We start from the raw sequence: 26026 nt of genomic DNA, 5'->3' as shown, positions 1-26026 counted from the left end.
GATAACCGGAGACAAACCATGAATGGGGAGCGACAACATGCCCAGCGCCTTTATCACCGGAGCCCGGGGGTTTCTCGGTTGCCACATCGCCCGCCTGCTGGTGGAACAAGGCTGGCAGGTCACCGCCCTGCTGCGCCCCGGCAGCGACGGCCAAGCGCTGCGGGAAGCCGGGATGAAAATCGTCCATGCCCCGCTGAGCAACGCCACCGAACTCACTCTGGTAATGCCGCCGGCGGTGGACGCCGTGTTCCACGTAGCCGGCAATACCAGTCTCTGGCGACGGCGGCGCGACCAGCAGTATCAGGACAATGTCATGGGCACCCGGGCGGTGGTCACCGCAGCCCTGCGCAATCAGGCGGGCAGGTTGATTCATACGTCTTCGATTTCCGCATGGGGGCAGCAGGATGGCATCATCCACGAGGAAATCCCCTCCAACGCCGCCAACGATTGGATCGGCTACAACCGCACCAAATATCTGGCGGAAGAAGAAGTCCGTGACGGCGCCCGTCAGGGCCTGAGCACGGTGATCCTCAACCCCTGCGCCATCATTGGCGCCGGCGATACGCATAACTGGTCGCAGATGATCAGCCTGATCGATCAGCGCCGTCTGCCCGGCGTTCCCCCTGGTGGTGGTAATTTCGGCGCGGTGGAGGAAGTGGCGCGGGCCCATCTGGCGGCCTGGGACGCAGGCCGGGACGGGCACAACTATATCCTGGCCGGCGTCGAGGCCAGTTTTCTGGAACTGGCGCAAACCATCGGGCGGCTGCTGGGCCGGCCAGCGCCCCGCAAAGTGACGCCACGTTGGGCGCTGGGCCTGCTGGGACAGTTGTCCCCCATCGCCGCTCGTTTCTCCGGTAACGAGCCACGTCTGACGCCGGAAAAGGTAGCGCTGATTTCCACGCGCAGCCGGGTCAGTGGCGCCAAGGCGGTACGGGAGCTGGGTTTTGATGATCAGGTACCGCTGGAGATCATGCTGCGTCGATGCATCGACTGGATGCGCGCGGAAGGAATGCTGAGTGTCACCTGATCAACGGCGGGCCCGATAAACCCGGAAGCGATTGGTTTCCCGTACCACGGTCACTTGCCGGAAAGCGTCGTCCAGCCACTGGGCATAGGGCAATTCCCGGTTTGCCACCAGCCAAAGTTCCCCGTCCGCTTGCAGATGCTCTGGCGCCTGCCGGATCAAACGGCGAGTGATCTGGGTGGTACGCTCACGGCCATCGTGGAACGGAGGGTTGGTCACCAGCAGATCAAAGCGACCAGTGATGCCGTCAAACAGATCGCCGCCCTGTATCTCGGCGCTCAAACCGTTATCGGCCAGCGTGGCGCGGGCTGCGGTCACCGCCGTGGCACTTGGATCCAACGCCTGCACCCGGCAGCCGGCCCGGGCCAGCCAGACCGTCAGCACACCGGCACCGCAACCAATATCCAAAGCCTTGCCACCACCGACATCGGCGGCTTCCAGGGCATCCAGCAGCAAGTCGCTGCCTTCGTCGAGGCGGCCGTGGCTGAACACACCGGGGTAACTGGTCACCCGTGCACCGCGCACCTCGATCACCGCGGCCTGCTCCGCCAGGGATAGCGGTGGCCCAGGTCTCAGTTGCGCCTCATACAGTTTGCAGTGGCGGGCGCTGTCGAGCAGTTGGATGTCATCGGCGAAGCCCTTGAGCCGGGTAACGCCGCCACGGATCCCGCCCTTGGCCGGCCCCACCAACCACAGCGGCAGCGGCTTGCGGATCACGCCGGCCAGATGGCGCAACAGCAGCGTCATGCGGTCCGCCGCTTTCGGCAACGGCAGGATCAACAAATCGGTGTCCTCGGCCACTTCCGGCAACGGCCGCCACTGATCCGCCGACACGGTAAAATCATCGGCATGCAGCCACAGGGAGGCCGTCGGCAGATCGGCCAGGGCCGCGTCATCGGCCTCCACCACCCCGACCCGGCGAGCCGCCAGCGCGGACGCCTGACGTTGCAAAAGTTTTGTGCTGTTTTCCATCACGGTCACCGGTCAGGGCAGGCGAAAAAAGGGGCGACAGTATAAACCCCGGCGCCGGCGCCACCTCAAGTTTTACATTCACCGCGCACGCCCGGCGGTCGCGTCTCGCTAGAATGGTGAGATCACCCTACGAATGGAGGCAGGATGATCCGTCGCGCCGTACTGGTTTTCAGTTTCGCTTGTAGCGCCCTGGCATGCGCCACACAACCCGTGAACACAAATTTCGAGGACGCACTGCGGGCAGCTCGCGACAATGATTGGGAAACACTGGCGCAATTGGAACCACGCATCGCCCAGGACTACCCGCTGCGCGATTACCTGGAATTCCATCATTTGCGCAGAGACCTTCCGGAGCTGAATCCTTCGCGTCTGCGTGACTACCAAAACCGCTATCCCCGTTCCCCGTTGCCGGCGGACATTCGCCAGATGGCCTTGATCGCTTACGCCAAGGCCGGGCGCTGGGATGCCGCCGCCGAAGCCATGGACAGCCCTCCCACCGCCATTGAAGCGCGCTGTTACTATCAACGGGCCCAGTTGCGCCATGATCGCGATGCCGCACTGAAGGACGCCCGTGAAATCTGGCTGGCGGGCCAATCCCGCCCCTCCGCCTGCGACCCTCTGTTCGAAGCCGCCCAGGCCGCCGGCGTCATCGGCCAGGAACAAATCTGGCAACGCATGCAACTGGCGTTCGAAGCCCGGGCCACCGGACTGATGCGCTATCTCAAACGTATGCTCGACGAACCCTACCAGACCGCTGGAGAATGGCTGGAGCAGCTTTATCACAACCCGGACAAGGTCGCCGACTTACCGGCGACGCTGGCCGATACCCGGCGCCAGGAACTGATCTCCGCGGCCTTGCAGCGCATGGCCTATACCAATACCACCGGTGCCCGTCAGGCCTTCGAGCAAAGAGCCAGGCGCTGGGGGCTCACCGACCCGGCACTGTATAGCGCCGCCGGTGATCGGATTGCTTTTTATTCCACTATTCGGGGCATTCGCGGAAATCAGGACTGGCTCGACCGGTGGTTGTCGGACCACCCCGATACCGCCCTGCTGGACCAACGCATTCGCCGCGCCGTTATTGAGCAGGACTGGCCCGCCGTGGCACGCTGGATCCAACGCCTGCCCAGCGAGGAAGCCAGCGACAGCCGCTGGCGCTACTGGGCCGGCCGGGCCGCTTGGGAAAACGGCCAGCGGAACCAGGCGACACCACTGTGGCGGCAGGCCGCCGAGCAACGGAATTTCTATGGTTTTCTAGCCGCCGACCGGCTCGGGCAGACCTACAGTTTCAATCAGCAAGTCTACCAGCCCGATACCAATGTCAACCTGCCTCCCGGCGTGATCCGCGTGCGCTTGCTGCGTGACATGGGAGAGTACGGCGCCGCCTGGAAAGAATGGCACTGGCTGATGTTGCACAATGACCGGCCCCATCAGGACCGTCTGGCCCAGTACGCGCTGGAGCAAGGGTGGTACGACCTCGCCGTGCAGGCTTCCATTCAGGCCAAGGCCTGGGACACGCTGGCCTGGCGCTTCCCGGCCGCCTACAGCAAGGAATTCGCCCGCGCCAGCGCCCGTCACAAACTGGACCCATGGCTGGCGATGGCGATTTCCCGCCGGGAGAGCGCCTTCAACCCCCGCGCCCAGTCCCATGCCGGCGCCATGGGCCTGATGCAGCTGATGCCCGGTACCGCGCGCAAGGTCGCCATGGATGAAGAGCAGCCGGCCCCCTCCCGTGATCAGGTGTTTGATCCAGAAACCAACATCAATCTGGGCAGCCGCTACCTGTCCGATATGTTGGGCCGTTTCAACGATAACCGGATTCTGGCCCTGGCCGCCTATAACGCCGGGCCGGGCCGTATTCCCCAGTGGTTGCCGGAACGCAGCGACACCCGCCCGATGGACGTGTGGATTGAATCGATTCCCTTCCGTGAAACCCGCGAGTATGTGCAGGCGGTGCTCACCTACCGGGTACTGCTGGCGGGTTTGCACGCCCCTGACGAGAAGGTGCGTCTGACTACCCCGGCGGAGCGTAACGCGGGCTATTCCCAGGCGCTTTTGCAAAGCGATGAGGCACTGGTGAGGAAGTAAAGACATCGTGGCCCACGAACCCGTGGAATCCCACAGCTGTAGACCCGCCAGCTTACAGGCTGGCACGCCTACACGCCGTATTCGCTGGCAAGCCAGCTTCCCACAGCAGCTTCGTAGTTCCCCTCCGTGGGAAGCTGGCTTGCCAGCGAATACGGCGTGAATGGATGTTTCCAAGACCGATTAACTGGCCGCGGGCTAGTTCAGCTGGCGGATATGGTAGTTAAGACGCCCGTCACGCACTGACGGAGCCAGCGCCGGATGCGCCTGCACCCGGCGCCGCAGGTGTACGCTGCGCGCCGGCAACCGGGAAAACGCCACCACCGCATTGTGGCAGTCGCCACAGGACAGGCGGAAGCGGCTGGCCCAACCGGCCATGGCGGCGGAGCCAGCCGCGTGGCTGTCGCGAAACTCACGATAGTCGCCGAAGTTCATCACCAGCACCCCCTGTTCGGAGACATGCCGGCTCAGACTGTCGCACCAGTCGCGATCCGCCGCCACCGCCCGTGTTACGGATTCGTCACTGGGCGCGAACAGATCCTCGATGATCAGATCGAATGGCGGCCCCTGGTAATCACGGACCCACTGCACCGCATCGCCTTCCACCGTTTCCATATCATCGTCGATCACCTGAAACACGTCCCGCGCCACGGTCAGATGCAACGGGTCCATTTCCACCGCCACCAGACACTCCGGTTTCAATAACCGGCGCAGCGGCGGGATCAGCGTGCCGCCTCCCAAACCCAGCACCAGCACCCGCCGCAGCCGTTCCGGTTCTCCCAATAACGCCGGCAACCACAACAGATCCCAGACACTGCCGGTGACCAAACGGCGGGGGTGGAATTCGGAGTGCTGCACCCCATTGGCGTACAGCTCCAAAGTGGTTCGCCGGCGACGCACCTGATAACACACCCCGTCGTGCTGCTGCTCCCAGATCAGACTCATTTAATCGTTGCCCAGCCCAAGTTGGATGCCCGCCAGTTTACCGTCCATGGCCGGATCCCCAAGACGAACCCGGCCCGCATCCAATCCATGCTGCTCCACCAGTTCGTTGCGCGCGTTCTCCGCCCGCTGCGTCGCCAAGGTCCGCAGCGTCTGTGCGCTGACGTCCTTGGCGGCGGCTTCCACCAGCCGCTCCCAGGCCAGCCGGGCACGGCGGGCGTCGGCGGCGTCATCGCGACCTTCCACGCCCAATTCGGCGCTGTCGGCATCGAATCTTTTCTCGAATTCCTTGACGATGCGTTTGCCCCAGCGATGGTCGGCCAACGCCGCCTGCTCTCCCGGCCAGTCACCACGGAACATGCCTTCGCTCAACTGTTCACCCAGGGCCTGGCGGGCAAAGGCGGCCCGATCCTCGTCATTGGTTTGTCCGCTGAGCACCACCGACAGGCCCGGTCGTTTGCTGAGCACATCATTCAAGGTCGCCAGATTCTGCCGGGTCTCCGCACCGGGCAGGGCGTCACCGGCGGGAAATGCGATCTGCTCCAGATCCTTGCCGCCGGCCAGGCTGGACAACAGTGAAAATGGCGCGGTGGCAGCCTTCACCAATACGTTCTTGATCACGGTGAAGATCAGCCCCGTGACGCTGAAACTGGGATCGTTCATGTCACCGGAGACATTCAACGGCAAATTGATCATGCCGGAGGAATCTCTCAGCACCGATAAACCCAGCCGCACCGGTGCGTTCACCGCCTCGTCGCTCTGTATCCGGTCACCCAGGAAAAAGCGGTCGGCGGCCACCGTGGAGCGGCTCCGCAGCTGATTGTTTTCGATCTTCAAGGTGGAATTGACGCTCAACAGACCACGGCGCACCGCATAGCCGAGGAAGCGGCCGGTGTAAGGCGTCAGCCCTTCCATGCCGTAGCTCTGGAAATCCATTTTCAGATCCAGGAATAACGGATCCGGTGACACCGAGCCTTCCGCCTTCAAGGGCGCATTGCCATTCACCTTGCCATTCAGGGTAATCGCGGCACGGCCGCCGCCGGTATCGAAATTGCGCACCGTGCTGTTCCATTGCTCCAGGGAAATGGCAAACGGTTTCGACAACGACGCATCGTTATGCGCCAGCTTGGAGTTCTTCACCCGGACCTGTTTGAGGCCGACCCGCCAGGCCGGCCCTCCGGCATCACCGCCACCACCGCCAGTGTTCAGCCGCGACACCAGGTCCCGGCCCTGGGCGTCCACCCGATTGATCAGATCCAGGCCACTGACATCAATATTGGCCACCGTGGCGCGATGCTCGGCGGTGTTGACCGACACACCGCTGGCCTGCAACGACGCCAGTTTGGCGAAGCTCTGGCCATTTCCTTCAAGCAGATCCAGGTTGTTCAGTCCAGCACCGCCGGATACGGTCACCACCGGTTCCTCGCCGGCGACGTCCACTTTTAGGTCAGCACTGGCCTGGCCACGGCGTATGGTGATCGGCACGGCCTGCTTCACCCAGGGCGCGAACGTCGGCAACGGGACGGCGTCCGCCTTGATCGCCGCCGAAATGTTCAGCGGCGACAAGCTGCCTTCGCCGCTGTGATTGAGCCGGCCACTCTCCGCCAGCACCGCGTCGCCCTGCCAATGCCAACTGATCTGGTCGCCCACGGTGACGTCGGTGACGGTCAGATTGGTGTTGGTGAACGCCACCGGCGTGGCCGGACTCACGGTTTTGTCCAGCAACGTCAGTTGCGCCTGTTCCAAGACCAGGGTTTGAAGTGCCACCCGCCAGGGCTCGACGGCACTGTCTTCCGCATTTTCCTGTTCCTCTTCGGCCGGATTGCGCGGCAGAAACAGGGTGGCCAGATCAAGCCCTTCCTGATCCAGCTCCGCGTTCACCACCGCCTCGCTGATCCGCACCTCCGGCACCGTCACTTCCCTGGATACGGTGTCCAGACTTACGCCATTGACGGCGATGCGCGGTAGCGTCAGGTTGGCGTCCTCCTGGCCGGCACGACGAATCACCAGATTGTCCAGTTCCAGCGTACCGTTGCGCACCGTCAGGCCCTGCCCCTGTTCCGCCGAGAAGCGGTAATCCGCGCTCAACGCCAGATGGCCGGACGGAATGCGGAAATCAAACTGGGAGCGCAACAGTTGGGCAAAGGACACCAGATCCACCTGGGCCATACTCAGCCGACCATCGGTGCTCAATGGTTGCAAGTTAAAGCGGCCGCTCCATTCCAGCGTACCGCCATCCGGCCCCTCGATGTTCAGGGCATAGCGATTGTCTTCCTGCTCAGGCGCGCGGGTGGTGAGGTCCTCGACCTTGAACTCCACCGGCAGTGTCAGGGTCACCGGCTCCTCACCCGTGGCGTCGATGAAGCGCACTCTCCCGGCGGTCAATTGCAGCACGTCCACGGTCAGCGCCGGCACCTGTGATTCCTGTTGTGACGCCGCTTCGGTCTCGCTGGCGGGCGTTGTCTCCGCCACCAACGGTTCCTGCTGCTGCTCCGGTTGCTCCTGTTCCGGCGGCTCCGGCTCGTCAGTCGCGACGGTATCTGGGCTATCCGTATCCGGGCTATCCGTATCCGGGCTATCCGTATCGGCGCCATCGGCGCCGGCGTCATCCGTGCCGGCGGCCGGTTGTGAGAGCCGCGCCAGAATATCGTCGATACTCAGTTCGCCGCCCTGGCCTCGCCACAAGCCCGCGTCCAGTCCATCCAGACTGATTTCCCTGACCCAGGGACGCCAATGAAACAACGAAGACCAGAACTGGGCATTGACGAACAGACGCTGAAACCCGAGCAGGGTCTCGGTGCGGTCGTCGGCGATATCGAACCCTTCCACGGTGGCCGATAAAACGAAGGGATTGAGGCTGACCTTCTCCACCGTGACCGTCCGGCCCAACAATGAGGACAATTCCTGTTCCGCCTTGCCGCGCAGCCAGCCGGGCAGGATCAGCCCCACCACCACCAGATACAGCACATAGAGGAAAAGGCAGATCACCACCGTACGCCGGCCCCAGCCCTGGCGGCGCCACCACTGTAATGGGGTGTCCATGTCAGTCTCCTGTTCCTTGCGTCCGTGAGAGTCTTACCGCCCGAGATAGCCGCTGTTCCGAGACAGCCCTTGCCAACACCACTTGCCGAGGCCCTGCCCTCAATATCGACGGCGAGACCGCCGCCGCGGTTTCCACGGCCATTGTGCCGGGAATCAGTGCCGGCACAATCGGGGCCTTCCTTTTCGGAGAGCCCCCATGAGCGACAACTATCTGCTTAATCTGTACCGCAAAACCCGCCGGATTCCCAAGGGGCGGGAATTGTTTTCCCTGATTTTCAGCCGCAAGGCGCCCTATTTCGGCACCGTCCGACCGTTGATCGCCGAACTGCGCCCCAACTACTGCGAAGTTCACATCAAAAAGCGCAAAGCAGTGGAGAACCACATCGGCACCGTTCATGTCATTGCCATCTGTAATGCCTTGGAAGCCGCCATGGGCGCCATGGCCGAAGCCTCCATTCCCAAACACCTGCGCTGGATTCCCAAGGGCATGGACGTACGCTACACCGCCAAGGCCAACAGCGATATCGTCGCCACCGCCGAGGTGGACGCCGATGCCTGGGAAAATGGTCCGGACCTGCCGGTCACCGTCACCGCCCGACGCGACGATGGCACCGTGGTGGTGGCCGGGACCATCTACCTCTGGGTCACCGAGAAACCGGCCCGGGACGCCTGACATCCGCTAGCAGGCGTCGATGAATTCGACGATGCGATCCGCCGCCTGACGCAGGTTATCCTGGTGGCTTACCGGCGCTGATTTTCGCGGCTTCAGGTCGTGGTCCCCATCGGGCAGCCAGGTCACCGTCACCTGGCCGCCCAATGCATAGCCAGCCACTTCCGGTGGCCTGCCGAACGGGTCGCGCTCTCCCTGACAGATCAGGGTCGGCCGTGACAACGACGGCAGGTGGCCGGTGCGGGTACGCTCCGGTTTGCCCGGGGGATGAAACGGATAGCCCAGGGCCACCACGCCGGCCCAGGGCTGATTGTCCGCTCCGGTGTCCGCCGCCAGCAGCGTCGCCATGCGTCCCCCCATGGATTTGCCACCAATCCATAGTGGCAATCCACTGTCTTTTTCCTTGAGCACCTCGCCCACAACGGCATCGAATCGCGCCAGCAACTTCTCGGCCCGATCCGGCGGCGCCTTGACGCCTTCGCGACGGCGCCGGTCCATATACTCAAATTCAAAGCGGGCCACCTGAATACCCCGATCCGCCAGCAATTCCGCCATGCTTGTCATGAAAGGGCTGTCCATCGGCGCCCCGGCGCCATGGGCCAACACCAGGGTGACTTTTGGCCGCTCCGGCCGATTCCACAACAACGACAATGATCGGTCTCCTCAGAGCCTGTTTGCGATCCATCCAACTAAGGAAAGTGAGCCTGGCCCTTCGGGTTTCGGTGTCAGGCCTGCAGCCAGGCGGCAATGCGGCGGGTCGCCAGGCGTGGGGAGAATTTGCCAAGCCAGACCAGCAACCGGTTACGCCAGCCCGTCACCACGATGGCGCGCCGCCGGTGCTCCAGAGACTGGCGCACCACGTCTCGGGGCTGCATGGTACCGGCCTTGAACAGCCTGGTCCCGCCCATGTTGGCCTGCTCGGCGAATTCAGTGCGCGTGGCGCCGGGACAAAGCGCGCTGACCTTGATGCCCTGGCCGCGCAATTCCTCATGCAACGCTTCGCTGAAGGACAGCACGAACGCCTTGGTGGCGTAGTAGACAGCCATGTTCGGCCCGGCCTGGAAGGCCGCGGTGGAAGCCACGTTGATGATGAACGCATCGCGGGCATTGCTCAGTTGCGGCAACACCTGCCAGGTCAATGCCACCAAAGCGTTGACGTTTACCTGGATCATGTTCATCTGCCGTGACAGCGGCAGATCCTTGAACAGCCCCCGGTCACCAAAACCGGCGTTATTGACCAACCCCACCAGACGAATCGCGCGGGTATCCAGCTCGTGTATCAGGCGCGATACCGCGTCCACCCTGGACAGATCGCATTCCAGCGCCACCACTTCGATATTGAACGAAGCGGCCAGTTCCTCACCCAATTGCCGCAGGGCCGGCAAGCGCCGCGCCGCCAGCACCAGATTGTACCCTTCCGCCGCCAATTGCCGGGCGAAAGCATCGCCAATACCGGCGCTGGCGCCAGTGATCAGTACCGCTTCCATACCCCGCTCCGTCGATGGTTCAGTTCCAGTCAGTTAACTCTTTTTTCACTGCATATTTAAGTGTTGATTCGTAAAAGGCTGTTCAATGATGGCAAAAGCGCTGGACGCTGGTAATGCAAAACCAGCCCCAACACCCTGGCAAGAACCAAAACACCTATTTGCTTCCGCAACACCCGCGGCCCCGGGTTTTGACTTTAGCGTCTAGCGTCTGACATCCGGCCCACATCTAATCCCCCCACAAACTCATCTGGCCTTCCTGGCCCGGCGGTCGAAAACCGGAAATATCCAGTTTGAAACCTTCCCGGGGCGCCAGACCATGACGCTGGCAGGCGTTGCGAAAACGCTGGGACAACAGCGACGCCCAGGGCCCCTTGCCCTGATGTCGATGAAACCAGCGGCTGTCATAGGCGGCCCCGCCGTGCAGTTCCCGCAGTGTCGACATCACCCGCCCGGCGCGATCCGGATAATGCTCCCGCAGCCATTGCTCCCACAGCGCGCCCAGCTCATGAGGCAAACGCAGCACCACATAACCTGCACTGCGGGCGCCCGCGGCGGCCACCTGCTCGACGATGTCCTCCAGTTCATGATCGTTGATGAACGGAATCAGCGGCGCCACCAGCACCGTCACCGGCACACCGGCCCGGGCCAGTTCCCTCACCACCCGTACCCGCTCACGGCCGGCGGTGGCCCGTGGTTCCAGTTGATTCTTCAGCGTGTTGTCCAGGGTGGTCACGGACACCGCCACGCTGGCTCGCCCGTTGCGCGCCATCGGCGCGATCAGATCCAGATCCCTCAGTACCAGGGCGCTTTTGGTAATCAGGCTGAACGGGTGGGCACAATCGGACAACACCTGCAGGATCTCCCGGGTAATGCGTCGCTCCCGTTCCACCGGCTGATAGGGATCGGTGGCGGTGCCGACCACCAAAGGACGGCAGCGGTAGCCTGGTTTGCGCAGCGTTTCACGCAACACTTCGGCGGCGTTGTCCTTGCAGAAGATCTCGCTTTCAAAATCCTGCCCCGGCGACAGGTCCACATAGGCGTGGTTGGGGCGGGCGAAACAATAAATGCAGCCATGCTCGCAGCCCCGATAGGGATTGACGCTGCTGTCGAAGTGCAGATCCGGGCTGCGATTATGAGTAATAACGGAGCGGGCGATTTCCCGGTGATAACGGGTGGGTCGCGCCTCCGGGGGCTCGTCCCGCTCTATCCGGGTCACCGCGAAACGTCCCTCACATTCGCTCAGGGTACCCCGGTTACCGGCTTGATTGGCCATGATCCACCCTCAATAATACTGATCATTTGAACAGTATTATTGAGGGAGACCAGAGTCAACGCAAGCGCTTTGGGCGCACTGGAAGATCAGTGCAACGGAATCGGCTGGACCAGCACCCAGGGCTTCACCACCAGGGTCCACAGCTCCTGATCGGTCTCGAACCAGCCCTGCGCCTGCTGGTCCTGAACCAGGTCCACCTCGCCGTCCTTGCGCCAGACGGAAATCCGTGCCGCCTGATCCTCGGCGAACGCCGCCGCCACATCGATCAGATCCAGATGCCCCGCCACCGCCACCACCAGCCCCCGGGCAAAAAAAGGCTGCAGTTCGGACCAACGCATCGGAGCGGTTTCCTGGTTCAGTTTTTCTCGCAATACCTGGCCAGGGGAAGGCTCGGTCATGACGGCTCCGGACAAAAGAAGGGGCGCCATTATGGCCCAGGTGAGGGTTGGGGAAAAACCGCCATCACCATTGAATTTCCCGCCCGACCTGAGGCAGGGGCTCACCGTGTCGATCATAGGCGGTCAGCGAGGCGCCATTGTCATCGAGCACAATCCGCGAGAACGCATCACGGCTATGCACTTCACCGGGTACCGAGACCTTGCCCACCGACAACCGGCTCAAACCGCGCAGGTGGTGCTGATCCCGAATCATCGGGCGGTACCAGCGGAACGCCATCAGCGCGGTGGGCCAGAACAGGCCGGAACAAATCCAGGCATGTACCGGCGCCCGGCCGCGGGCATCCAGGCGCGCGTAGAGCGAGGCATGCACATCGCCGCTGAGCACCAGCACCCGCCGGCAGCCGGCATCGCGGATACCGTCCAGCAGCCGCTGTCGCTGGGCCCGGAACCCTTCCCAGGCATCATCGCCACGGAACGGCCAGCGCTGTTCCGGGAACAACGGCACCGAGGACACCAGACATTTAATCCTGTCCGGCTCGGTATTGAGCCACTCCAGCACCGCCCGTTCCTGCACCTTGGAGGTGATGCGCTTTTGCCAGGGCCAGCGGCTCAGCACCCGCTCGGTACGCAGGTCCATCATGAAGAAGTCCGCGCAGCCCCAGCGGAAACGGTACCAGAGCGCATCCGGGTCACGATCCAGCCGGGTGCCGGCATCGTTCAGCGGTACCGCCGGCGAATGCGAGGCCTGATAGATCTGATAGGCCTTGATCGCCGCCGGATACTTGCTGGTCCAGAGATCGGCGTCCGCCCGTGCCGGCCAGTTATTCTCGATCTCGTGGTCATCAAGGATCATGTGCTGGTTGTAACGGGACATCAGCCGCTTGATGTTGGGCTGACCAAAGCTCTGCCGGTACAGGTCGAAATAATGTTGCTGGGTGGACGCCGCCGCCAGCCGCCAGGTGGCGTCGGCATAGACCTGATCACCGCCAAACATGACGAAATCGGTGGGCTCATGCTCGGCGATGCCGGCCATGGTGGCGAACACCCGGTCGGCCCGGGCGTCCTCCACTTCCCGGTCACTGCCGACGAAGCGGTAACAACAGGAACCGAACAGGAACCGCGCCGGGGCGCTTTCATCCAGCGGCGAGGTACGGAAGGCACCGTTGTCGGCCCCGTCCCATTGCAGTGCCGCATCGGCCACGGCACTGTCACTGACCCAGCCGGCCTGGAACTGGTAACGGCTTCCCGGCTCCAGCTCCGAGAGCACCACCACGCCGCTGCTGTCGAAATTACCGTTGATGCGAAAATGCTTCGGCCCGCGCCAGTGGCTTTCCCCTTCACGACGCCAGCGAATCCGCCCCAGCGCCTTTTTTTCCCCGGCCACCAGCGATGCGGTCGGCATCACGCCCAAAATACGTACCCGCCGTGGCGCTACCGCTCCCACCACGGGGCCCACCGAAAATGAGTGGATTTTCACATTTCCCCCTGTTTTGTTTGGCCACGGTCCATGGCGGTCACCCTCCGGGCCGTCGCCAAGGCGGCGTCAAAAAATGCTCCCGGCCATTAGTGTCCCACAATCCGCTGGCACGCTGACACGCAACACGCCGGCACGCCAAACCCAAGGCCCACTTACCGGCCTTGGGGACACCAATTCAAAGCAACCCCGTCATGCCGGACTTGATCCGGCATCTCCTTCCACGAAACCATGCGCCCTGCGGACCCGGGCCACACAACGGTGCTTAAAGCACCGTTTGCCCCCCCGCGGGGCGCCCCGAAGGGGGAGTTCAATGGTCTTAAGCCATGGAACGCTCCACCCCGCGAGGCCCGGGCGTTTTCAAAGCGCGTTGGCGTGTTGCGTGTTAGCGGCCCGTTCCACAACGGTGGGACAGCCATCGCTCCCGGCGTTTTTTTGTGACCACCGTCCATGGCGGTCACCTGTGGGCCGTCGCCAAGGCGACGTCAAAAATCGCTCCCGGCGATTTTTTCCTCTCTATTCCGAGCTGGCAAGGCCGCCATACTTAATTAATACTATCCCAATGGATCGTCTCATCGGGTTACAACGATTTTGATCAAGGACGCACCGAACCGCTCAATCCGGCTCGCACTTTCGGGCTTGCTGATCTTACTGTTGTCGGTAAGCGCGCATGCCGTGGAAAAGGTGGTCATCAACGACGGCGACGATGACCTCGCCCCTTATTCTCATCTGGACTACTTCTGCGCACCGCCCAATCGAGTGCCCGACCGTGACACCCTGACCCGTGATCCACAACGCTGGCCATGGCAGCCAGCCGGTGATCACGCCCCCAATCTGGGCTTCACCCGGGACCATTGCTGGTTCCGGATGGCGATGGAGAACCAGGATCCGTCACGCACCGACTGGCATCTGGAAATCCCCTACGGCCTGCTGGGTCGGGTCCAAGTGTACGTGCTGGACGAGCAAAATGCGCTGCTCTCGGAGTATCGGGCCGGCATCGACCTGCCCTTTGGGGCACGCCCGGATCCCCATGCCCTGCCGGCATTCCCGCTCAACCTGCCCGCCGGCGAGCCGCGCACCGTGCTGATGCAGGTGGACTCCGCCCACAGCATCCAGTTGCCCGTGCGATTGCTCAGTTCCGAGCATTTCCATCAGCAGTTGCAGCACAGGACCCTGCTGCAAGGCCTGTTCTTCGGCGGCATGCTGGTGATGATTCTCTACAATCTGGTGCTGTTCTTCACCATCCGCGAGCGCGTTTATCTGCTGTACGTCTGCTGGTCCCTGGTGGTGACGCTGTTCATGGCGACGTTACACGGGTTCAGCCAGCAGTATCTGTGGCCGGGTTCCGCTTTGATCAGCCAGTACTCGGTGCATTACCTGTTGCCGCTGATCGTCATCATGCCGTCGTTGTTCAGCCTCAACTTCCTCGGTCTGGCCGAGCGAGCTCCGCCGCTGGCCCAGCTGCTCAGGGGGTTGGTGACGGTGGGAGTGGTACTGCTGTTGGCGGCCCCCTTCATCGGCCGCGATACGCTCATCCCGATCTGCGTGCTGGCTATTCTGGCCATGGATATCACCATCATGGCGGTGGCGGTGGCGCGAGCTCTGGCCGGGGATCCCGATGCCCGTATTTTCACCCTGGCCTGGACCTGCTTCATGGTCGGCGCCGCCACCATGGCGCTGAACAAATACGGCGTACTGCCGCGGACCACGCTTACCGAGAATCTGGCGCAAATCGGCGTCTTTCTGGACGTGGTGTTGCTGTCCCTGGCACTGGCCCGGCGCATCACCCGGCTCAAGGAAGCCCACGCCCATTCCGTGCGCGACAAGGCGGTGGCGGAGATGGAAGCGTTCAAGGCCGGGGCCCGCAACCAGGCCAAGAGCGAATTCCTGGCCACCATGAGCCACGAAATCCGCACCCCGATGAACGGCATCATCGGCATGACCGACCTGCTGCGGCGTACCGATCTGACGCACCAGCAGGGCCAATATGTGGACACCATCTACCAGTCCACCCAATCACTGGTCACGGTGATCAACGACATCCTCGATTATTCGCGCATCGAGTCCGGCAAGCTGGAACTGGAGCTTCAGGAGGTGGACCTGGAGGCCCTGGTGGACGATTGCGTGCGGCTATTCACCGCCCGGGCCAACGAAAAACGGCTGCCGCTGTACACCTACATTGATTCGCGGGTGCCGCAGTACATCCAGGCCGACCCGATCCGTCTCAAACAGATTCTCACCAACCTGCTCAGCAACGCCTTCAAATTCACCGATCGCGGCCAGGTGGCGCTGCACCTGACGGTGCGCCAGTCGCCGGACGACCAGGGCTACTGCGTGCTGATGATGGAAGTGGTGGACACCGGCATCGGCCTGGACGAGGCGCAACAGCGCAATCTGTTCCAGGTGTTCAACCAGAGCCCCCACGGGGCTCGCCACAAGGCCCAGGGAGCCGGGCTCGGCCTGACCATCTGCAAGCGCCTGGTACAGTTGATGGGCGGCGAGATCGGCGTATCCAGTTCCCTGGGACGCGGCGCCACCTTCTGGCTGACCCTGCCCACCCGGGTTCAACGTGGTCCACGACAAGACCGGCCTCTGGCCGGCCGCAAGGTCATGCTGCTCAACCAGGACGCGGCTCTGTCATTGAGCCTGTCCCAGTTGCTCACCCGCTGGGGGCTGCAGGTGTACGAGAACAACGATGCCCGGGAAGCCCTGAACACCCGCCCGGCGGACCTGGAAGTGGATCTTCTGATCGCCGCGGAAGACAACCTGCGGCCGTGCGATGACCTGTTGGCCGCGCGACGCGCCTTTGGCAACCCGCCCTTGATGATCCTGCAAACCATTGGCGCCCAATTGGAAGGTGAACTGCCGGAAGACATGCTGCTGCTGGAAACACCGGTGTCCTCCCGGGGCCTGAAAAACACCCTGGGCCAGCTGCTGCGGCAGCAGCAGCCAGCCGTTCCCGAATCCGGCCCGCGTCCGACCAGCGGCTCGCCCCTGTCCCGATTGAATGTCATGGTGGTGGAAGACAATGCCGTGAACCAGTTGGTGATCGACTCCATTCTGCGCTCCCTGGGCATCCACGCCACTTTGCTCAATCACGGCGGGCAGGCGCTGGAGCAGGTAATGCAAACCCCGGGAGGCTGGGACGTGATCTTCATGGACTGTGAGATGCCGGTCATGGACGGCTATCAGGCCACCCGCGAGATCCGCCAGTTCGAGGCGGACCGGGAAGTGGATCCGAGCTGGATCATCGCGCTCTCCGCTCACGCCACCAATGACTATGTCCAGAAAGCGCGGGAAGCCGGCGTGGATGACTATCTCAGCAAACCGGTTTCGCGGGATCAGGTGATGGAAGCGCTGCAGCGCAACCGCGCCATCGCCAACCTGTAAGATCGGTCAACGCCGGGGCACGGACCGCGATCCGCCGGATGCCCCGCCCGAATCAGGCGTGAAAATAACCGCCATGGCCAGTATCATAGCCGGTCCGATTCCGTCCACGATGTAGTCTTCCATGAGCGACCAAACCCGTAAGATCCTGGTTACCAGCGCCCTGCCCTACGCCAATGGCCCGATTCATCTGGGCCACCTGCTGGAATACATTCAGACCGACATATGGGTGCGCTTCCAGAAATTGCGTGACGTCAACTGCCTTTATGTCTGCGCCGACGACGCTCACGGCACCGCCATCATGCTCAAGGCGCAGGAAAACGGCATCACGCCGGAGCAGCAGATCGCCCAGGTGAAGGCCGATCATGAACGGGATTTCGCCGACTTTATGATCCGTTTCGACAATTACTACAGCACCCACAGCCCGGAGAACAAAGCACTCTCCGAGATGGTGTTCCAGCGCAACAAGGACGCCGGCTATATTGTCGAAAAGACCATCACCCAGCTTTACGATCCGGAAAAGGGCATGTTCCTGGCGGATCGTTTCGTTCGTGGCATCTGCCCGAAATGCAAATCCCCGGATCAGTACGGCGACAACTGCGAGGTATGCGGCGCCACCTACTCACCGGCGGAGTTGATCGAGCCCTATTCCGCCATCAGCGGCGCCACTCCGGTGGAAAAGGAAGTTACTCAGCTGTTCTTCGATCTGCCCCAGTTCGAGCCGTTGCTGCGCGAGTGGACCCGTTCCGGTTCTCTCCAGGAAGGGGTGGCCAACAAGCTCCAGGAGTGGATGGAAGACCTGCAGCCCTGGGACATCTCCCGGGAAGCCCCCTATTTTGGCTTCGAGATTCCCGGCTACCCGGGCAAGTATTTTTATGTCTGGCTGGACGCGCCGATCGGTTACATGGCCAGCTTCCAGAATCTGTGCGAGCGCGAGGGGCTGGATTTCGACGAGTACTGGCAGCCGGATTCCAAGACCGAGCTGTATCATTTCATTGGCAAGGACATCATCAACTTCCACGGTCTGTTCTGGCCGGCGATGCTGGAAGGTGCCGGGCTGCGCAAGCCCTCCGCCATCTACAGCCATGGCTTCGTCACCGTGAACGGCGCCAAGATGTCCAAGTCCCGCGGCACCTTCATCAAGGCCCGCACCTATCTGGAACATCTGGATCCGGAGTATCTGCGCTATTACTTCGCCGCCAAACTCAACAGCCGGGTGGACGACTTCGATCTCAACCTGACCGACTTCGCCCAGCGCGTGAATACCGATCTGGTCGGCAAGGTGGTGAACATCGCCAGTCGCACCGGTAACTTCGTCAAGAAATTCGGCGGTACACTGAGTGCCCAGTTGGATAATCCTTTGCTGGTGCGCGAAGCCCAGGAGGCGGCGCCCCGCATCGCCGAATTCTATGAACAACGGGAATTCGGCAAGGCAATGCGGGAAATCATGGCGCTGGCCGATCACGCCAACGGCTACATCGCCGACAAGGCCCCCTGGACCCTGGCCAAGGAAGAAGGCCGGGAGCAGGAAGTGCTGGCCGTGTGCACCACCGCTCTGAACGTATTCCGTCTGCTGACACTGTATCTGAAACCGGTACTGCCTGGCCTGGCGGAACGGGCGGAACAGTTTCTGGCGATCGACCCGATGACCTGGGCGGACACCGACAAGTTGCTCCAGGAGCATCCGATCAACAAGTTCACCCCTCTGATGGCGCGGGTGGACATGGCCCACATCGAAGCCATGCTGGAAGATTCCAAGGACTCCACACCGACGCCGGCAGCCAAAAAGGAAGACAGCAAAGCGGCCGGAGCGGAGGACCGGGGTAACGATCACATTGACATCAAGGACTTCGGCAAGGTGGAGCTGCGCGTCGCCAGGGTCATCGAAGCATGCCATGTGGAAGGTGCCGATAAACTGCTGTGTCTGCGGCTGGACGTTGGCGCGCTCGGCGAACGTACCGTGTTTTCCGGCATCAAGGCCAAATACAGCCCGGAGCAATTGAACGGCCGTTTGCTGGTGCTGGTGGCCAACCTGGCGCCACGCAAGATGAAATTCGGTGTTTCCGAAGGCATGATTCTGGCCGCCGGCCCCGGTGGTGAGGATATTTTCCTGCTGTCCCCGGACAGCGGCGCCGAACCCGGTATGGAAGTGGGCTGAACAAAACGGTCATGGACGGTGGCTAAAAAAGGTTCATCGCGAAATGACGGGAATGTGGGCCTCCATCGGGGAGGCGGGCTCCACAACGGCGGCCGCCGGCACAGAAGGGGCTACGAAGCCGCTGTGGGAGCTTGCTTGCAAGCGAATTGGGGGCCCGAAAGCCCATTCGCTTGCAAGCAAGCTCCCACAGGGGCGCTGTAGTGGCCGCCGAATTTGTGTCTCCAAGGCCAGAAGAGCACCATGCTTTCCGGTCACCTCGAAGCGGAGCCGCGTTACGCCTTTGCGGGACCCTGCTTCACGGCGTTCCCGCAAAGACGTAACGCGGCTCCGCTGTCCATGATGGAGGGCAATTCCAGTTCCCGACAAACCGCGATGAACCAAAAAAAACGGGCCAAAAGGCCCGCTTTTTTCGCCAGACAACCTCGCGTTTAGCGTTGTTGCTGCTGTTGTTGCTGCATCTGCTGCATACGTTGTTGCATCTGACGCTGCTGTTCCTGCATTTTCTTTTGCAGCTCGGCGCGTTGCTCTTCGGTCATCACCGATTCCACCTGCGCTTGCAGCAGTACCGTTTTGCCGGTGATCTCGCCCATCACTTCACCCAGCTTTTTCGCCGTGCGGGTAATGTTGCGCTCGCTGTAGTCGGGTTTCACTTCACCTTGAAGCTTTTCCTGGAGGCTGCGGGCCTCGGTCTGGAGTTTGCGGACCTCCGCATCGGTGGACTGAATCAGACCACGGATTTCCTTTTGCTGATCTTCGGTCAGATTGACCAGGCTCGCCAGCTGCGCCACTTCATCCGGCTGCCCAGCCTGCTGCGCCTGGGCGGCCAGCGGCAAGCTCAGAGTCAAAGCGGTCAGGGCCACGCCGAGCAATCGAAAAAGTTTCATAACATCTCCATTGAAATTCATCTTCAGGTCCGATACGCCGTGTACCCTATCTCATTCCCCCCGGAAAAACGCGGTGTGGTATGGAAAACACGACACTTTTTACGCTTGTTCAACATCAGCGGTCCGTCGCCGGGACGGGCGCTATCCGTGATTCTCGCGACCTCGCTACCCTGCATGAGAAGGAGGGTTGATGTCCAGTACCCCGGAACTGCCAGCGGTCCTGGCCGGACCGATTCTAAGACGCCTGGAAGCACGGCGCCTGGTATTGTGGCTGGTGGCCTCCCATGGTCTGGCTTTGCGCCTGCAGCTGTTCGAAACGGACCCGCAGGGCACCCGGCCAGACCGGCAATACCCTCTGGACACGGAAAACTGCCGCAAGCTGCCAGTCGGCGCCGAGGCGGTATTGCATCTGATCGACCTGCCACTGAGCTCCACGTTGCCCGAGGGACAGGAAATCGGCTACGACCTGATCATAGACGGCCACGGAGCCGTGGCGGACTGGGCGCCCCACCTGCTGCATGCGAACCAGCGCCGCCCCAGCCTGGTATGGCGGTCGCGCCTTACCAACCTGTTGCATGGTTCCTGCCGCAAACCCCATCAATCCGGGCCGGACGGACTGGCCCGGGTTGATCAGGTGGTGGCGGACAGTCTGGGGAAGCCGGATCAGCGCCCCAACCTGCTGTTGCTTACTGGCGACCAGATCTACGCCGACGATGTGGCCATGCCGATGCTCGCCACCATCCATGCTCTGATTAAGCGGCTCGGGCTGATCGATGAAACCCTGGAAGGTGCTCGGGTTGGCGATAGCCAGGCGCTGTACCGGCATCAGGACGGCTTCCACCGGCAACGCCTGCTGCCGGCGGTGGAGAGCGGCCGCGCCCTGCGCAAACGCTTTTTCGGCGGCGTGCGCAAGCCGATCTTCACCACCGCCAGCGCCGACCGCCATCTGGTCACGTTCGCCGAGGTGATCGCGATGTATTTGCTGGCCTGGTCACCCATCCCCTGGAATCTGGCCGAGCCACGACCTCCCCTCCTGGACGGCACCGACCAGGAGCAGTATCAGCGCGAAGCGCGGGCCCTGGCCACATTCCGGAAACAGATGCCCGAGGTGGCCAGGGCCCTGGCCCATCTGCCGACTTTGATGATCTTCGACGATCACGATGTTACCGACGACTGGAACCTGACCGCCGACTGGGAACAGACCGCCTACGGCCAGCCCTTTTCGCGCCGCATCATCGGCAACGCGCTGATCGCTTACCTGCTCTGTCAGGGCTGGGGTAACGCGCCGGACCGCGTGACACCACTGATCGATGACGCCTCCGCGCTGCTCGGTGACGGCACCGGCACTCTGGTGATGGCGTCCCAGGACGCTCTGATCACCCGCCTGCTACGTTTTGAAGGCTGGCATTATCAATGGCCGGGCACGCCCAAACTGATCGTACTGGACACCCGCACCCGCCGCTGGCGCAGCGAGCGCCGCCCTACCCGCCCTTCAGGGCTGTTGGATTGGGAGGCGCTCTCCGAACTGCAACAAACCTTGCTCGGCGAGGAAGCGGTGGTGGTGGTGTCACCGGCACCGATGTTCGGCGTTAAATTGATCGAGACCGTGCAGCGGCTGTTCACTCTGATCGGCAAGCCTTTGATGGTGGACGCCGAAAATTGGATGGCGCACCCGGGGGCTGCCCGGGTTCTGCTGAACATCTTCCGGCACTCCCGCACTCCTGCCAACTATGTGATTCTGTCCGGAGATGTGCATTACTCGTTTGTTTACCGGATTCGGGTCCGTCACCGTGACGGCGGCCCGCGTATCTGGCAGATCACCGACAGTGGTCTGCGCAACCGTTTTCCGGAACGGCTGCTGGAATGGTTCGACCGTCTCAACCGATGGCTCTACGCTCCCTGGTCGCCGCTCAACGCCTTCACCAAACGCCGTCGGCTGGCGGTCACGCCCTACCGGCCCGATCCCCATGAGGCCGGCCGGCGTCTGCTGAACCGTGCCGGCATCGGCCGGGTCTGGCTGGATACCGACGGCGCTCCGGCGCGAATCCGACACCTGGGCGCCGATGGACATGACGCCGAATTCAAGCCGGATAATCGGATTTGATCCAGAACAAGTCAGGAAAGGGCCATCACGGCATAATTGAACCCCAAGGGGCAATTTCTTATAACGAAACCATCGTAGAGATAAACAAAACCGTCTTGTTCGGCATATTTCCCTGTCCCATACTATGCCGCCGCCGGAAACCGGCGAGAAAAACAGGCCACGACGCCGCGGCGTCCAGCAAAAAACGGGCTTCTGCCATGACCGACTACCTGCTCATTCTTGTCAGCGCGGTGCTGGTGAATAATTTCGTGCTGGTCCAGTTCCTGGGCCTGTGCCCGTTCATGGGTGTTTCCAACAAGGTGGAGACCGCCATTGGCATGTCCCTGGCCACCACCTTCGTGTTGACGCTGTCGTCGGTGCTCGCCTACCTCACCTGGGCCTATATCCTCCAGCCGTTGTCACTGGAGTACCTGCGCACCATCAGCTTTATTCTGGTGATCGCGGTGGCCGTGCAGTTCACCGAAATGTTCGTCAAGAAGGCCAGCCCGCTGCTGTACCGGGTGCTGGGCGTGTTCCTGCCGCTGATCACCTCCAACTGCGCGGTGCTCGGCGTGGCGCTGCTGAATGTGCGTCAGGAAGACGCCACCTTCATGACCTCTCTGACTTACGGCTTCGGCGCCGCCCTCGGTTTTTCCCTCGTGCTGATACTGTTCGCCGCCATGCGCGAACGGATCGCCGCCGCCGACGTGCCGGAGGCGTTTCGCGGCCCCAGTATCGGCCTGATCACCGCCGGTCTGATGTCGCTGGCGTTCATGGGGTTTTCCGGGCTGGTGAAGATATGAAGCAACGCTGGCACGCTGACACGCGGCACGCTTTCACGCCGAAACACAGCAGGACGACGATATGATCACGATCCTGATTGCCATCGCTGCGCTGCTGGCGCTGGCCGCCGTGTTCGGCGGCGCGCTGGGTTTCGCCTCGGAGAAATTCAAGGTCGAGGGAGACCCCATCGTCGACCAGATCGATGCCCTGCTGCCGCAGACCCAGTGTGGCCAATGCGGCCATCCCGGCTGCCGCCCCTATGCCGAAGCCATCGCCAACGGCGAGGAGCACAACCGCTGCCCGCCCGGCGGCGAGGTCACGGTGGAAGCACTGGCCGAACTGCTTGGCCGCGAGGTGCTGCCACTGGACGACGATGGCAGCGAGGATGCCACGGTGAAGAAAGTGGCCTACATCCGCGAGGACGAGTGCATCGGCTGCACAAAATGCATCCAGGCCTGTCCCGTGGACGCCATTGTCGGCGCCGCCAAGCTGATGCATACGGTGATCGTCGATGAATGCACCGGCTGCGATCTGTGTGTGGAGCCCTGCCCTGTGGATTGCATCGACATGGTGCCGGTGGCTCCCACCCTCGGAACCTGGACCTGGCGACGACCGGCCGGTGCCGGCCAAAGCCCGGAACAACGGATCGACGTGGTAAACCTATGAAACGCCAGATGTCGGACTCCGGACGCCGGACGCTGGGGGTTTTCGCCGCTTTCAAGCATCTGGCGTCCAGCGTCCGGCGCCCGGCGGAAGTCCATGATTTTCCCGGCGGCATTCACCCGCCGGAGCACAAAAGCGAGTCCAACGCCACGCCGATCCTCCCCGGTCCGCTTCCCTCGCGGCTGGTATTGCCGTTGAACATGCACATCGGCGCCCCCGCCCGCCCGCTGGTCCAGGTCGGCGACAAGGTGCTCAAGGGACAGTGCCTGGCCGAGGGCAACGGCACCGTCAGCGCCCCGATTCATGCTCCCACTTCCGGCACCGTCGTTGCCATCGGCCCGCGCCCGATCCAGCACCCTTCCGGCATGGACGCCCCGTGCCTGGTACTGGAACCGGACGGCGAGGATCGCTGGGGAGACCGATCACCACTGGACGACCCCTTCGCGCTGAGTCCCGCTGAGTTACTGGAGCGTATCGCCGACGCCGGCATCATCGGCCTCGGCGGCGCCGGTTTTCCTACCTCCGTGAAGGTGTCACTGGGTGACCATCAGCGCGTGCGCGAACTGATCATCAACGGGGTCGAATGCGAACCCTTCATTACCGCCGACGACCGTCTGATGCGGGAGAGAGCCGCGGACATCGTCCAGGGCATTCAGGTACTGCAATACCTGCTGAACCCGGACCGGACCCTGCTCGGCATCGAGGACAATAAGCCAGAAGCCATCGCCGCCCTGCGCGCCGCCGCCGTGGGCGCCGATATCGACGTCCGTGTGGTGTCCACCAAATACCCCTCCGGCGGCGAAAAACAGCTGATCCAACTGCTCACCGGCAAGGAAGTGGGCAGCGGCGGTCTGCCGATCCAGGTCGGCGTGGTGTGCCAGAACGTGGGCACCGCCTACGCTCTGAAACGCGCCCTGTTCGACGGCGAACCACTGATCAGCCGCGTCACCACGGTGACCGGGGACGCGGTGGCACGGCCCGGCAACTATGAGATTCTGCTCGGCACCCCGGTGGCGGAATTACTGCGGCACGCCGGTGTCGACGAGACCCGGCTGCAGCGGCTGGTGCTCGGTGGTCCGATGATGGGTTTCACCTTGCACAACCCGTCCATCCCTCTGGTGAAGACCAGCAATTGCCTGATCGCCGCCTCCGGCGACCTGCTGCCGGAACCGGAACCCGAACAGGCCTGTATTCGTTGCGGCGCCTGCGCCGAGGTCTGCCCCGCCAGCCTGTTACCCCAACAGCTCTACTGGTACGCCAAGAACGATGACCTGGAACGGGCTCAACAGCAGAACCTGATGGACTGTATTGAGTGCGGCGCCTGTGCCTATGTCTGTCCCAGCCATATTCCGCTGGTGCAATATTACCGCTACGCCAAAGGTGAGATCCGCACCCAGGCGGCGGAGCGGACCAAGGCGGACCGGGCCCGCGAGCGTTTCGAGGCCCGCCAGGCCCGGGTGGAAAAAGAACAGGCGGAGAAAGAGGCACGCCGCCGCGCGCGCCAACAGGCCAACCGCGCTCCCGCAGCCGCCGGTGACAACGCCGCTGCCCTCAAGCAAGCCTCGTTGGACGCCTCCAAGGCCTATAAAGCAGCGGTCAAGGCCGCCAAGGAAGCGGAAAACCGGGGGGATCCGGATCTGACCCGCTATCAGACCGAAGTGGAAAAGCGGAAACTCGCCGCGGATCAGGCAAAAGCCGCCGTGCGCGACGCCGGCAAGGCTGCGCCGCCGTCCACCGACACCCACCCCAAGGCCGAGGCGGACCTCAAGAAGCAGGTCGCCGACGCCTCCGCCGCTTACAAGAACGCTCTGCGCGAGGCCAAGGCCGCGCTGGCGGAAGAACGGGAAGACGCCGCCGCGCTGCAAAGCCGGGCGGAATCCCTGAAAGCGGAAGCGGACCGGCTCAAGGCCGCCCTGCGAGACGCACGTACCGGGCAGCCCGCCAGCGCCCCAACGGCCGCCGTGGATCCCGTGGAGGCACTGAAAAAGGCCGTGGCCGAGGCCTCCTCCGCCTACAAGACCGCGGTGAAGGCGACCAAGGAAGCGGAACAAAACGACACCGATGACGCGGCCCGGCTGCGCGCCGAAACCGATCGCCTGAAAGCCAGGGCGGACCAACTCAAGCAACAACTGCGCGACGCCAAGGCCACGGCGCCCGCCACACCAAAAACGGCGCCCCCTCCGGCTACCGCTACCGCGCGGACAACCGCCGAACCGGCCAGCACCGCCGGCCAGGCGTCTGACAGCGACGAAGACGCGGCCAAACGGCAAAAACGCCTGAATGCCTTGAAGACCGCCTACAAGATGGCGCACAAACAATACAAGGAAGCCCATTCCGCCCTCGACCGGGCCCGCCGTGACGGCGCCGTGGACCTGGCCGCGATGGAAGCCCGGGTGGAGAAGCTCAAGGCCAAAGCCGATCATACCCGCGATGCCCTGGACGCCCTGATGGACGAAACCAAGGCGTCGCTGCTGGCCCACACCGGCAAGGATCTGAAAACCCTCAAGCTGGACGCAGCCCGCGCGGAAACGGCTCTGCGGGACAAGAGTGACGAGTTGAAACACCTGCGCGATACCGCCGACGAAAACACTCTGAAACGGCTGGCCTCGGAGCTGGGCACCCTGGAACACGACGCTCACCTGGCGCGGCGGGCCCTGAAGCAAGCCCTGGAAGAACACGGACTGGCGGAAGAATGAACCCT

General features: G+C 62.7%; 18 protein-coding genes. 9 read left to right on the top strand and 9 right to left on the bottom strand.

What is annotated here, in order from left to right; translation table 11 throughout:
• Positions 1–37: 37 nt before the first annotated feature.
• A complete protein-coding gene (locus tag A6D6_RS06140) occupies positions 38–1027 on the top strand; it encodes an NAD-dependent epimerase/dehydratase family protein (RefSeq protein ID WP_133493293.1) in 990 nt (329 codons plus the stop codon).
• Here the strand turns inward: A6D6_RS06140 and A6D6_RS06135 are convergent, their stop codons facing one another.
• The gene (locus A6D6_RS06135; RefSeq protein WP_159660224.1) at positions 1028–1996 is read right to left on the bottom strand and encodes a class I SAM-dependent methyltransferase; all 969 of its coding nucleotides are present in this window, start codon (positions 1994–1996) and stop codon (positions 1028–1030) included.
• Between the two features lie 144 nt (positions 1997–2140).
• On the opposite strand from A6D6_RS06135, the gene A6D6_RS06130 reads away from it, so the two are divergent.
• Positions 2141–4084, top strand: a complete 1944-nt coding sequence (locus A6D6_RS06130) for a transglycosylase SLT domain-containing protein (protein WP_159660223.1) — start codon at positions 2141–2143, stop codon at positions 4082–4084.
• Between the two features lie 195 nt (positions 4085–4279).
• On the opposite strand, the gene A6D6_RS06125 is transcribed toward A6D6_RS06130, so the two are convergent.
• A complete protein-coding gene (locus A6D6_RS06125) occupies positions 4280–5026 on the bottom strand; it encodes a spermine/spermidine synthase domain-containing protein (RefSeq protein ID WP_159660222.1) in 747 nt (248 codons plus the stop codon).
• Positions 5027–8065 (bottom strand): DUF748 domain-containing protein, encoded by a 3039-nt coding sequence (locus A6D6_RS06120; RefSeq protein ID WP_159660221.1) that lies wholly within the window; start codon positions 8063–8065, stop codon positions 5027–5029.
• Between the two features lie 196 nt (positions 8066–8261).
• Between A6D6_RS06120 and A6D6_RS06115 the strand changes: the two genes are divergently transcribed.
• Positions 8262–8738: a hotdog fold domain-containing protein gene (locus A6D6_RS06115; RefSeq protein WP_133493288.1), complete on the top strand. Its 477-nt coding sequence runs from the start codon at positions 8262–8264 to the stop codon at positions 8736–8738.
• Between the two features lie 6 nt (positions 8739–8744).
• Here A6D6_RS06115 and A6D6_RS06110 read toward each other — a convergent pair whose 3' ends face one another.
• From A6D6_RS06110 to A6D6_RS06090, 5 genes are all read right to left on the bottom strand, one after another.
• Complete coding sequence (locus A6D6_RS06110; RefSeq protein ID WP_236564008.1) at positions 8745–9386, bottom strand: alpha/beta family hydrolase; 642 nt, start codon at positions 9384–9386, stop codon at positions 8745–8747.
• Between the two features lie 74 nt (positions 9387–9460).
• Positions 9461–10222 carry an SDR family NAD(P)-dependent oxidoreductase gene (locus A6D6_RS06105; protein WP_159660220.1) on the bottom strand — a complete coding sequence of 254 codons (762 nt, stop codon included), beginning with the start codon at positions 10220–10222 and terminating at the stop codon, positions 9461–9463.
• Positions 10223–10448: 226 nt separating this feature from the next.
• Positions 10449–11495: a PA0069 family radical SAM protein gene (locus tag A6D6_RS06100; protein WP_133493286.1), complete on the bottom strand. Its 1047-nt coding sequence runs from the start codon at positions 11493–11495 to the stop codon at positions 10449–10451.
• Between the two features lie 86 nt (positions 11496–11581).
• Positions 11582–11893: a DUF2288 domain-containing protein gene (locus A6D6_RS06095; RefSeq protein WP_133493285.1), complete on the bottom strand. Its 312-nt coding sequence runs from the start codon at positions 11891–11893 to the stop codon at positions 11582–11584.
• A 64-nt stretch (positions 11894–11957) separates the two neighbouring features.
• Positions 11958–13370 carry an alkaline phosphatase D family protein gene (locus tag A6D6_RS06090; protein WP_236564007.1) on the bottom strand — a complete coding sequence of 471 codons (1413 nt, stop codon included), beginning with the start codon at positions 13368–13370 and terminating at the stop codon, positions 11958–11960.
• A 636-nt stretch (positions 13371–14006) separates the two neighbouring features.
• On the opposite strand from A6D6_RS06090, the gene A6D6_RS06085 reads away from it, so the two are divergent.
• Positions 14007–16757: a hybrid sensor histidine kinase/response regulator family protein gene (locus A6D6_RS06085; protein WP_236564006.1), complete on the top strand. Its 2751-nt coding sequence runs from the start codon at positions 14007–14009 to the stop codon at positions 16755–16757.
• Between the two features lie 121 nt (positions 16758–16878).
• The gene (gene metG / locus A6D6_RS06080; RefSeq protein WP_159660219.1) at positions 16879–18912 is read left to right on the top strand and encodes a methionine--tRNA ligase; all 2034 of its coding nucleotides are present in this window, start codon (positions 16879–16881) and stop codon (positions 18910–18912) included.
• 428 nt (positions 18913–19340) lie between these two features.
• Here the strand turns inward: metG and A6D6_RS06075 are convergent, their stop codons facing one another.
• Complete coding sequence (locus A6D6_RS06075) at positions 19341–19796, bottom strand: Spy/CpxP family protein refolding chaperone (protein ID WP_133492146.1); 456 nt, start codon at positions 19794–19796, stop codon at positions 19341–19343.
• A gap of 190 nt (positions 19797–19986) precedes the next feature.
• Here A6D6_RS06075 and A6D6_RS06070 point away from each other — a divergent pair, with 190 nt between their 5' ends.
• From A6D6_RS06070 to rsxC, 4 genes are all read left to right on the top strand, one after another.
• Positions 19987–21900: a metallophosphoesterase family protein gene (locus A6D6_RS06070; protein ID WP_159660218.1), complete on the top strand. Its 1914-nt coding sequence runs from the start codon at positions 19987–19989 to the stop codon at positions 21898–21900.
• A gap of 197 nt (positions 21901–22097) precedes the next feature.
• On the top strand, positions 22098–22682 hold the full coding sequence (gene rsxA, locus A6D6_RS06065; protein WP_022996454.1) for an electron transport complex subunit RsxA: 585 nt from the start codon (positions 22098–22100) through the stop codon (positions 22680–22682).
• Positions 22683–22743: 61 nt separating this feature from the next.
• Positions 22744–23328, top strand: coding sequence for an electron transport complex subunit RsxB (rsxB, locus tag A6D6_RS06060; RefSeq protein WP_133492144.1), 585 nt, complete (start codon positions 22744–22746; stop codon positions 23326–23328).
• A gap of 8 nt (positions 23329–23336) precedes the next feature.
• Positions 23337–26021, top strand: a complete 2685-nt coding sequence (rsxC, locus tag A6D6_RS06055) for an electron transport complex subunit RsxC (protein WP_236564005.1) — start codon at positions 23337–23339, stop codon at positions 26019–26021.
• The last annotated feature ends 5 nt before the right edge of the window (positions 26022–26026 follow it).

Source organism: Alcanivorax xiamenensis (genome assembly GCF_009846745.1).
Lineage (GTDB): Bacteria > Pseudomonadota > Gammaproteobacteria > Pseudomonadales > Alcanivoracaceae > Alloalcanivorax > Alloalcanivorax xiamenensis.
This window is presented reverse-complemented; position numbering and strand designations above follow the sequence as displayed.